The 9,398-nt window shown below is 40.0% G+C and carries 9 protein-coding genes and 1 tRNA gene; 4 read left to right on the top strand and 6 right to left on the bottom strand.

The features are described 5' to 3' along the window. Both BB781_RS16525 and BB781_RS14390 read right to left on the bottom strand, forming a co-directional pair. Positions 1–139 (bottom strand): DUF2080 family transposase-associated protein (locus tag BB781_RS16525; protein ID WP_094228344.1); only part of this gene is annotated, 139 nt, incomplete at its 3' end. 757 nt (positions 140–896) lie between these two features. Continuing rightward, entirely contained in the window at positions 897–1,346 is a 450-nt protein-coding gene (locus BB781_RS14390) for a hypothetical protein (RefSeq protein WP_094229164.1), read from the bottom strand. A 157-nt stretch (positions 1,347–1,503) separates the two neighbouring features. Between BB781_RS14390 and BB781_RS14385 the strand changes: the two genes are divergently transcribed. The 4 genes from BB781_RS14385 (at position 1,504) to BB781_RS14370 (ending at position 3,162) form a co-directional block, all read left to right on the top strand. Beyond that, positions 1,504–1,827: a DUF2551 domain-containing protein gene (locus BB781_RS14385; RefSeq protein ID WP_094229163.1), complete on the top strand. Its 324-nt coding sequence runs from the start codon at positions 1,504–1,506 to the stop codon at positions 1,825–1,827. 28 nt (positions 1,828–1,855) lie between these two features. Beyond that, on the top strand, positions 1,856–2,257 hold the full coding sequence (locus BB781_RS14380) for a hypothetical protein (protein ID WP_094229162.1): 402 nt from the start codon (positions 1,856–1,858) through the stop codon (positions 2,255–2,257). Between the two features lie 72 nt (positions 2,258–2,329). Further along, positions 2,330–2,402, top strand: a tRNA-Gln gene (locus tag BB781_RS14375). Positions 2,403–2,844: 442 nt separating this feature from the next. Then, entirely contained in the window at positions 2,845–3,162 is a 318-nt protein-coding gene (locus BB781_RS14370) for a hypothetical protein (RefSeq protein WP_094229161.1), read from the top strand. Between the two features lie 276 nt (positions 3,163–3,438). On the opposite strand, the gene BB781_RS14365 is transcribed toward BB781_RS14370, so the two are convergent. From BB781_RS14365 to BB781_RS14350, 4 genes are all read right to left on the bottom strand, one after another. Then, positions 3,439–4,095 carry a hypothetical protein gene (locus tag BB781_RS14365; RefSeq protein ID WP_129582736.1) on the bottom strand — a complete coding sequence of 219 codons (657 nt, stop codon included), beginning with the start codon at positions 4,093–4,095 and terminating at the stop codon, positions 3,439–3,441. 144 nt (positions 4,096–4,239) lie between these two features. After that, positions 4,240–6,189 (bottom strand): sirohydrochlorin chelatase, encoded by a 1,950-nt coding sequence (locus BB781_RS14360; protein WP_094229159.1) that lies wholly within the window; start codon positions 6,187–6,189, stop codon positions 4,240–4,242. Between the two features lie 510 nt (positions 6,190–6,699). Then, positions 6,700–7,212, bottom strand: a complete 513-nt coding sequence (locus BB781_RS14355; RefSeq protein WP_094229158.1) for a chemotaxis protein CheW — start codon at positions 7,210–7,212, stop codon at positions 6,700–6,702. 17 nt (positions 7,213–7,229) lie between these two features. Further along, the coding region (locus BB781_RS14350) for a methyl-accepting chemotaxis protein (protein WP_129582735.1) at positions 7,230–9,398 on the bottom strand (2,169 nt) is incomplete at its 5' end.

The following is a 9,398-nucleotide window of genomic DNA, read 5'->3' as shown; positions in this document are numbered from 1 at the left end:
GATAAACAGTACGCCCAAGGTATTCCTTGGGGCAGTCAACCTTTGCACCGTTCCCGAATTTGCTTACCTTACGAATTAGAAAGCCTTCAACGTTGTCAATTTCAAGATGGTTTTGAGGTTGCAGTTCTACTTTTTTCATAGTATATAATATGTATATACTAAAAGGATATAATAATATGGGTTAAATGCAGACATACTCTAAAATATAGGGCAGTGATTCGGAGATACTGGGAACACCGATAATCTTATATTCCGCAGATGTCCTCGAATTTTGCCAATTATCTGGATTGCAATTATTTATCAATTGATAGTAACATAATTAACTTGAGAAGTAGCACTTATTATCACTTATTTGATATAAGTATGCGTAAATCTACGCTAAAGGAAAATATCCGTTTTTCTCTAAACATCTGCGGAAAGTCGGATAATTATAATCGGTGTTCGTGAGGGTGGCACTAAACTAATAAGTAGTTGCTACTTATATTCTGTTATAGCTATAAATTATTATCAACTTTTCGTATTTAGCATCACAGGAAACACTGTTCCTTACTTAGAATAAGCATCGTATTGAGCCTTTAAATGAGATTGGAATTTGTTGATCTTTCGACCAAAACCCCAGATTAAGTTCAGTTTTGAAAATACAAATATAAATATAGATATAAATATAAATATAAATTGATTATTAATTACTTTTTAATACTAACACTAAAAACACAAATTGTTTTTTAACACACATGTTACTTTGCATCCTCCCCCTAAATACGAACCAAAATAAGATATATAAAAATATCAGCATACAATTAGTTAATTTTACTATTTTAATATATTATCATAATTTATTAGTAACCCTATCAAAAATACCATCTAGTAAACAACAGATGCGCGTATTTATACCCTCAGATATCAATTTGAATTCCAAACAAGTCTTTAAAATCGGTATATTTCTTCCTGGCCCTGTAGAGGTACTGGCGAACATACTTTTCACCACGTGCTTTTGCATACATGGCACTTGCCTCAGCAGGAGTGAAAACAGTAGCCAACTTTTTTTTGTCAATGCTATCAAGGACTTTCAGATCGTTGCTGTTCTTGATGTCAAAAAAATAAGAAATCGGCTCTTCACCTTGCCAATTCCAGTCCCCATCATACATTATAGCATAGATTGTATCGCATGAATTGCATTTTGCAGCTACTAACATCCCATCCTTATATGAGTGATAGCTCATACTTGTTACATCTGAATTGCAATGGCTGCAGACTCCTATGAAATTATTATCACGGCTCTGCGGTTCCAGGTCAATAGAATCAACCTGTAACACATTGTGTTCTACATCATATTTGATATCCATGCATTCACCGAAAAACTGAGAGTTGAGAGAATGTTTTTATCATATTTAGTCATTTTACTATTTATTGGATATTATTTTCGTCATACAATAATAATTTAAAAACATATATATAGATTGAAGGACATATAAAAGTTTGTGCTATATATGAGGTGAAGTTATGGACTCAATTCGCGCAAAAATAAAACGAAGATTGCAAAAGTTCATCGAACTTGATTGTAATGGACTTCGCAGTCACATATTATCTATGTTCTTAAATGTAAAAGAGACAAATGTTGATGAGTTGCATGCAAATATTACTTTGAAATATGATATTTCACGCAGTGCGGTAGCATCAATGGTAGGTTACATATATTCTAAATTAGGTGTTCTAAGGTCCCACAAAGAGTCATATAAGACTCCTATTGTGTATTCTTTAAAAGAAGAATATGCAGACCTGATAAGGACTGCATTGGAGTCAAAGACAGTAACTTCAGGTTGCTAACACTTGTATTTGTTAAACCGGATATTAAATGTCTATTGTGAAAAACGCGCCGCGCACATCTACCACGCTGGTTATACGTTCAGATGCCAATTCCCGCATAACACATTCCAGGGACCCTTATTATCATTTAATGAGGCGTCTTTTTCAGGAAGAGGTAACTGCCATTCGCGGCCAGAAATTTCTCATGATGATTGAAGATCGCCAGAAAAGTGGTGATCCTATCAAAACCAATGAATGGGAGAGTTTGCTTGTTGAACTTGATATTGGACGTGCATCCTTCTATGCTATGAGAAATAAATTACTTGGTGCTGGCCTTATTTCTCACAAAAACCATGAGTATCGTCTTTCTGGTCAGTTCAGCAAAGATCTGGTAGATATGGCCAAATGGTGGTGGACCGCGGTTCTTAACGAAAACCCTGAAAGCCTGTAATGACCTTACAGAACAATCTCAGACCGATATCTTAATATCTAACCTTTACAATTAAGGGAATGCATTCACCATAGCCCGGTAGTGTAGTGGTCAATCATGCAGGACTCTGGATCCCGCAACCTCGGTTCGAATCCGTGCCGGGCTACTATATTTTTTTAGATGGTCACCCTCTAAAGACGGTTTTTGGCTTTTTCATCTACAAAAAAATCATATAGCTTTCGGATTTTTGGCGGGCAATTCAAAGAATGAAGTTTGCTTGATTTGACATCAATCCTCCTTATTTATAAAAACATCGGGAAGTAAATGTACTCCTTGTACATTGAGCATTCTCATGGGTGTGCGAGGATGAAGGCAGTGGCCCGTTCATTTATTCGTGGAATTATTTGACTTTGTTGATATTACAGATTCGGATTCGAATAGTGCTAATTCTTGTGCAGATTTAACCGGATTTCTTGATTATTAAGGATGAGAAATGTTCTTTGCGTATACTACATTCTTTGAGATTCGGTATGCAGCTAATTAGAAGTTAATCAACTCATCGTTCCCCAGTTTTACGTACCGGATAAAATAAAATATGGGATACTCTTTTGAAGTTGATCACTGATGAAAATTCATATGCACAAGGCAATCCGCTTCCGTGCTTTGTTCTATTTTTTTCTTCCATCACCGACAAATATGCTGCGTGGAGTAAATTAGATTATTTGACAGCAGATGACGACATAGATGTAAGGTGGATTGCAACCACTGTATTAGGATCAATTTATTCGGACGTACCCGATTCATTTGAAGAAGAAGCATGGAACAGTTTATTGAGACTGGTTGTTAATGAGTCATTTTTGGAACAAATAAATAAAGTTGAAGAAAAGAGAACTAGTTATTGTTTTTCGATGGTTATGGAAAAATAGATACGAAACGTGCTGAAACTGGCTTACCTTTAAAAACGTTACTATCCGTTTTAATCATCCGTTATTCGGCAATATCATACTGAAGAATACAGGATGCTTTTCTGAACGTGGGGATCAGATCCATTACATAGCCTTTCAGACCCCATTTTTTTCTCTACATCCGTACAATAAAGAGTATCATGATGTTTGATATTTGAATGCCAGCCTTCTATTTCCGCAACATCTTTCATTCCCCACATAATTCGCATTACCTAAAAATGATGCCATTGGCTTCTATCATTTGCTACCCTTAACTTTCATGACCCCCAACATGACTACAAGAGTTACCAGAAATACAACTGCAATTCCTGATACTGAAAACAGACCAGAAGTATCTTTAGGAGTAGTAGATGCAGCCTCTTCTGGGGAAGCAAAAACATTGTCTAGAGTACTTTCATATTCTCCGTTTTCATCTTCATTAACAACATTGACATATTTATCTTCTGCAGTGGCAGTTGACGAGGACAACGATGAAACTCTGCCGTTATCCGAACTGTCGGAAGATGAACTGCTTTTGGCACTGCCATCCGTATCTTCAACCAAAGTAGCAGAAACTGCCATGTCAAGACTTACAGTATCTCCGGGATTTACACTGCTAAAATCCACTCCGGAAATATCAGATTCAACGCCATTTACATAGAACTCGATATTATCATAATTCTCAGGTTCACATGTTACAACCAGTTTTGTGCTCGGCTGATCTCCATATATCCCATCCGAACCTATAATAGTACTTCCGATGACTTTCCCGTCAAGCTCTGCTGTTATTTCTGTTCCTGTTACTGCGGCCTCATCTCCCAGATTGACACTGCCTTCAAGTATCAAAGGAAGAGGAGGAATTCCATTGGGATCAGCCTGTGCTGGCATGACAGACATGCCAGCAACTAAAATCACAAGCAAAATAAGATATCTTGTTTTATAAAAAGTGTTTATTCCTAATTTCAAAAGCATTATTACACCTTAACCCGAAATAATAGAAAGAAGATGGAAAAATACCCATCTTCAGTTCATTCCAATCCATTCTCCGTCATCCATTCCTTAAAACCCGTATAATGTTGTTTCCTGTGTCACCAGGACCCAGTATCCATTGTAGGGAGCCATCTCAAAAGCATCAGTGCCTACATGATTACCGGAAATAACACCAGTCTCACCATTATGCCCTACATATCCGTAAGTCATATCTGTGGAATTGTAAGGTCCTTTTATTAATGAATATGAATCATCCATTGACTGAAGGGTCATTTCTGCAGACAGTAGATCTGTTGTATCACTGTATCCAATAGCATTCCAGCCTTCATGTAATGTTATGGTTGCAGGTACAGCAGGCACTTCGGGTTCAAGTTTTTCACTGGAAACCAGTTGTGCGTATCCCTGAGAATTCTTTATCCAATATGCTTTGAGTGGCTCAAGTTCCGTGAAATCCACATCTCCCTGTTCCCACATGCCGGATGCTGTATTGTAATAAAGCAGCACATCATAGTCCACATCTGAAAATACGGAATCAATTGATGCATCATCCAGTTCATAAGGAACAGATATGAAATCCCATCCAGATGCTATTATTAATGCATCTGAGGTCGATAAAGTTACATCGAACAGTTCATCTGAAGGACCATATGTCATCTTTTCCTGCATCATGGATTTCAGCAACTGGAATGCAAGCTTTTCCTCTGCACTTGCCGTACCGAGTTTTGCTTTTGTCCTCAGGTCATACATCCGGTCATAGAATACATCATCACTGATGGAAACATCCACTGAATCACCGGTTGATTTCTGAATGAACCTGTAAGCATAGTTCTCCGGTGTGAGGTATGTTTCGCCTGTACCTTCCGGGGCATCAACTTCGTAATCATCATTCAGATCACCAAGTATGTACAGGAATGTAGCTTCATGTCCGTCAGAAGGATGTGCACTGATTATGCTGACATCGCTTCTCTGTGGAATTCCATCCCAGACATCTTCATATGAGAATGCTTCAAGGGAGGAACGATATGCACATATCCCGCAAAGGCATGCTTCTAGGTCATCAAGAGAAATTGTTTCGAGCGTTCCATCGTCATATATTGAAATTTTCGGATATGACAATTCTTTTGCAACCATTATTTCTATCCAGTCACCAACATTGCTGTGAGGGATAAGAGCCCTGCTTCCTTCTTCCGGATAACTGTAATCTACATCTTCAAGAAGATGAGGGATCTTAGTATTAGTATAATATCCTTCACACACGAATACAGGGATAACTATCGGATGAGAGCTTTCTGATACGCTGCCAACACCCTTGCTAATCTCATATCCTGCAAGCTCTTCACTGGACCCGTCCACATTGATAAATCCGTATGTAACCTCTTCAATGTTGACTCCCATACTGTGTCTTAAGATGAGTTTTGCCTTGTCAGCAAGTGAAGCAGAGCTTTCGATCCAGCCATACAGCTCGTCACTTGTAGAGCCATGTAGCGCGATTACTACAGTTTCATTCTCTGCATCCTGCGTTAATTCTGCTGCACGGTCTGCGATTATCTTAGCTATAAAGGAGTGATCATCCATTGCACCGGTCATAACGATTTCTGCATCGGTGTTTACCTGTACAAGTCCTTCTTCGGGTGCTTCATCTATGAGACCAAGAATATACCGGATCTCATCAATATGACCACTGCTGGATGAAATGAAGAGAGGAACAGCTATGATCTTTGTAACACCATGTTCATCCAGCTTGTCTACTGCATCAGGGATCGTTTCGTTGTCCACCATTTCAAGGAATCCAATCTCCACAGGATAATCCAGGTTTGGATCTGCAACTGCATTTCTTACTGAAGTACACCAGCTTTCACTTGTACTGCCATGGGCCAGAACAAGAACTCCTACTTTTTCATTGTCAGAAATTGCAGAAGATGGACTGGCACCTGTGGGTAAACTTATTGTCAATACCATCATCGAGACCATCAAAACTGTTGTAATGGTCTTTGAAATTGATTTTTGCCTTTTTTTCATAATAGTTCCATCCTGTTAGGATGCTTCATAATAAGCCATTAGGAACATGTATAGAATACCCTAATAAAGTTAGTATTTTGTATGAAACCTAACATTAAACAGTGATAACAGGCACATTTAGTGTGAGAAAATGCAATAATCGATGATTATAAGGGTAATTCTATACGTCTTATAAAGCTAATTAATATAGACCATTCTACAAAAATAAACAATACAAAATCATTATAGTAATCGCTACTATGCAGTAATTATACTCAAATAGCACATTCGGCTTCCTAATGCAGGTACATAGGTCACTCTTTATATTTTAGTAAAAAATGGTGGTGGAGATGGGGTTTATCGAAAATCTCTACAATCTTTTTCAGAAGGTCGTAGTAATAATTCGAAATGACCTTGTCACAGGTGCTAAAGTAAAATAATGAATCTGGAAATGCAAAAATCAGACCGTTCGTAAAAGTAACGACATATCCGTGCCTGAACCGAAAATCTCACATCACAGACAAATAGGAATCATGCGGGTATAGCACCCGCATTTTCTAACTGGCCCATCTTCTTTTTCTGTTCTTCTGTGAATATCATGTCGATATCCAGAAGAATGAGCAACCTGTCATTTATTTTGCCTACGCCCTGTATATACCTCTCGCTGACCCCTTTTGTAATTATATCGGGTGCCGGTTCGAGACTATCACTGTTCATCCTCAGTACCTCAGTTACGGAATCAACTACCATACCAGCTACAAGGTTGCCTATTTCTACAATAACTATACGTGAGTGTTCATCGTTTTCTTCATGTTCAAGGCCAAACCTGTCCGCAAGATTGATAACAGGAATTAGATTTCCTCTGAGATTTATGATGCCTTCCACATAATGAAGTACCTGGGGAATCTTTGTGATATAAGGTATGCGAATTATCTCTTTTACTTTGGATATCTCAATGCCGAATTCTTCATTAGAGAGCTGGCAGATGACCAATTGAAGCAGCTCTTCAGAAGAGCTGCCATCTTTTGTAACCGATTCTGCCATGATAAATCCTCATCACATCAAACCAATGCTTTTTTTGGACGTCCTGAAGGTTTTGAATGCATCTTTGCAGATATCGATGATCCTTTGTTTCTGTTACCATCAGATTCCATGGGTACATCGGCACTTCCAGTGTCTAACCGGAACTTAGATACCACTGCCTGCATATTAGCCGCCACCTCTGAGAGTTCCTGAGCAGATCTTGAGAGCTCCTGCATGGAAGCTGTCTGTTCCTGGACAGATGCAGAGGCTTCCTGTGCCCCTGCTGCAGATTGTTCAGAGATAGCAGATACTCCTTCAACGGAGGAGGTAACCTCTTCTATCGAAGCAGACTGCTCTTCTGCGGCAGCAGCAATCTCCTGGACCATTTTTACGATTGAATTTCCGGCTTCGACAACCTCTCCGATAGCAAGAACAGACTTATCAAGAGAAGATGCTCCTGTATCCACCTCATCGGCACCTTTCTTCATAGAGGAAACTGCATCTCTGGTTCCGCATTGCATCTGGCTTATCAGTTGTGCTATCTGCTTGGCGGCATGACCGGAATCTTCAGCCAGTTTTCTCACTTCATCAGCAACCACTGCGAACCCACGGCCGTGTTCTCCTGCTCTTGCAGCTTCAATTGCTGCATTAAGGGCAAGTAGATTGGTCTGGTCGGCAATACTTGTAATAAGGCTGACAATCTCCCCGATCTGTTTGGATTTATCATCCAGTTCATTGATTACATCGGAAGACTCCCCAACTGCAGATTTTATACTTTCCATCTTTGATTTGAGGTCCTGGGACATTTCGCCAAGACTCTGTATGAGGATGTTGGATTCAATAGCATTTTGTGCAGCCTTCTCTGAGTTAGTAGCTACTTCCTGAACAGTAAGGCTCATATCGCTCATTGCCCTTGATACTTCTTCAGCTTTACTTGCCTGCATCTGCGTACCTTTTGATATCTCAGTTACAGTACTGGTTATTTGCTCTGCAGCAGCTGATAATTCCTCGCTGGAGGCAGACATTTCCTGGGCAGTGGATGCGATGCTTTCAGCATTCTCAGTGACAAGTGCAACGATGTCATTCAATGATGAACGGCAATTCTCAACACCTTCTGTGAGTTGTATGAAGTCTCCAACTCCGTAAACACTAACCCTTCTTGTCAGGTCGTTGGAGGAAATGGCATTAAGGACTGCACATGAATCATTGATTATGCTCTGCAGTGTGTCACCAAAACCATCCAATGTGTCGCCTAATAGTTTAAAGTCACCTTTTGCGTTTATTGTTACCCTGGTGTTCAAGTCTCCTTCGGCATAGGCAGTAATAATTCTTGCAGTTTCGTTCACAGGGCCTACAACGGCATCCAGGCAGTTGTTGACACCGTCAACGATCTTGAGATAATCCCCCTGGTGTCTGGAAGCATCAGCACGGGTAGCAAGCTGCCCATTAATTCCGGCCTGTGCCAGAAGATCTGCATCGGCAACTAGTGCATTGATCGCATCGATACACTGGTTCAGGTTGTTCTTGATAGTGTTGAAGTCACCTTTGTATTCATCAGTGATCTTCGGAGGAATTGCACCATCTGAGATGCGGTCAACATAATCAGCAGCTACATTGAGCGGACCGATTACAGCATCCAAAGTCTCGTTGACACCTTCAACAATCAACCTGTAATCACCGTAGTGCTTTGAAGCATCAGCACGAGTATTAAGTTTACCTTCAACTGCAGCCCTGGAAAGCATATTGGCATCAGCTACAAGCGCATTGATAGCGTCGATACACTGATTCAGGTTGTTCTTGATAGCGTTGAAATCACCATTATAGTCATCAGTGATCTTGTCAGGGATCTCTCCCTTTGCTATTCTGTCAACATATTCTGCTGCAACGTTCAGCGGACCGATAACAGCATCCAGAGTTTCGTTGACTCCTTCAACGATAACCTTGTAATCACCGAAGTGTTTTGAGGCATCGGCACGGGTATCGAGTTTACCCTTGACCGCAGCTTTGGACAGCATGTTGGCATCAGAAACAAGTGCATTTATTGCATCGATACACTGGTTCAGGTTGTTCTTGATCTCATTGAAGTCACCGTTGTATTCATCAGTGATCTTATCCGGGATCTCTCCCTTTGCTATCCTGTCAACATATTCCGCTGCAACATTGAGTGGTCCTATGACAGCGTCCAAAGTCTCATTGACTCCTTCAAC

The organism is Methanolobus psychrotolerans (assembly GCF_002243045.1).
Lineage (GTDB): Archaea > Halobacteriota > Methanosarcinia > Methanosarcinales > Methanosarcinaceae > Methanolobus > Methanolobus psychrotolerans.
Note: the sequence above shows the minus strand (reverse complement) of the source record. Positions and strands in the feature narration are given on the sequence as shown.

Coding starts and splice junctions, on each gene's coding strand:
- BB781_RS14390 (WP_094229164.1), bottom strand. CDS start 1,346: ATGGATATCAAATATGATGTAGAACACAATGTGTTACAGGTTGATTCT.
- BB781_RS14385 (WP_094229163.1), top strand. CDS start 1,504: ATGGACTCAATTCGCGCAAAAATAAAACGAAGATTGCAAAAGTTCATC.
- BB781_RS14380 (WP_094229162.1), top strand. CDS start 1,856: ATGTCTATTGTGAAAAACGCGCCGCGCACATCTACCACGCTGGTTATA.
- BB781_RS14360 (WP_094229159.1), bottom strand. CDS start 6,189: ATGAAAAAAAGGCAAAAATCAATTTCAAAGACCATTACAACAGTTTTG.
- BB781_RS14355 (WP_094229158.1), bottom strand. CDS start 7,212: ATGGCAGAATCGGTTACAAAAGATGGCAGCTCTTCTGAAGAGCTGCTT.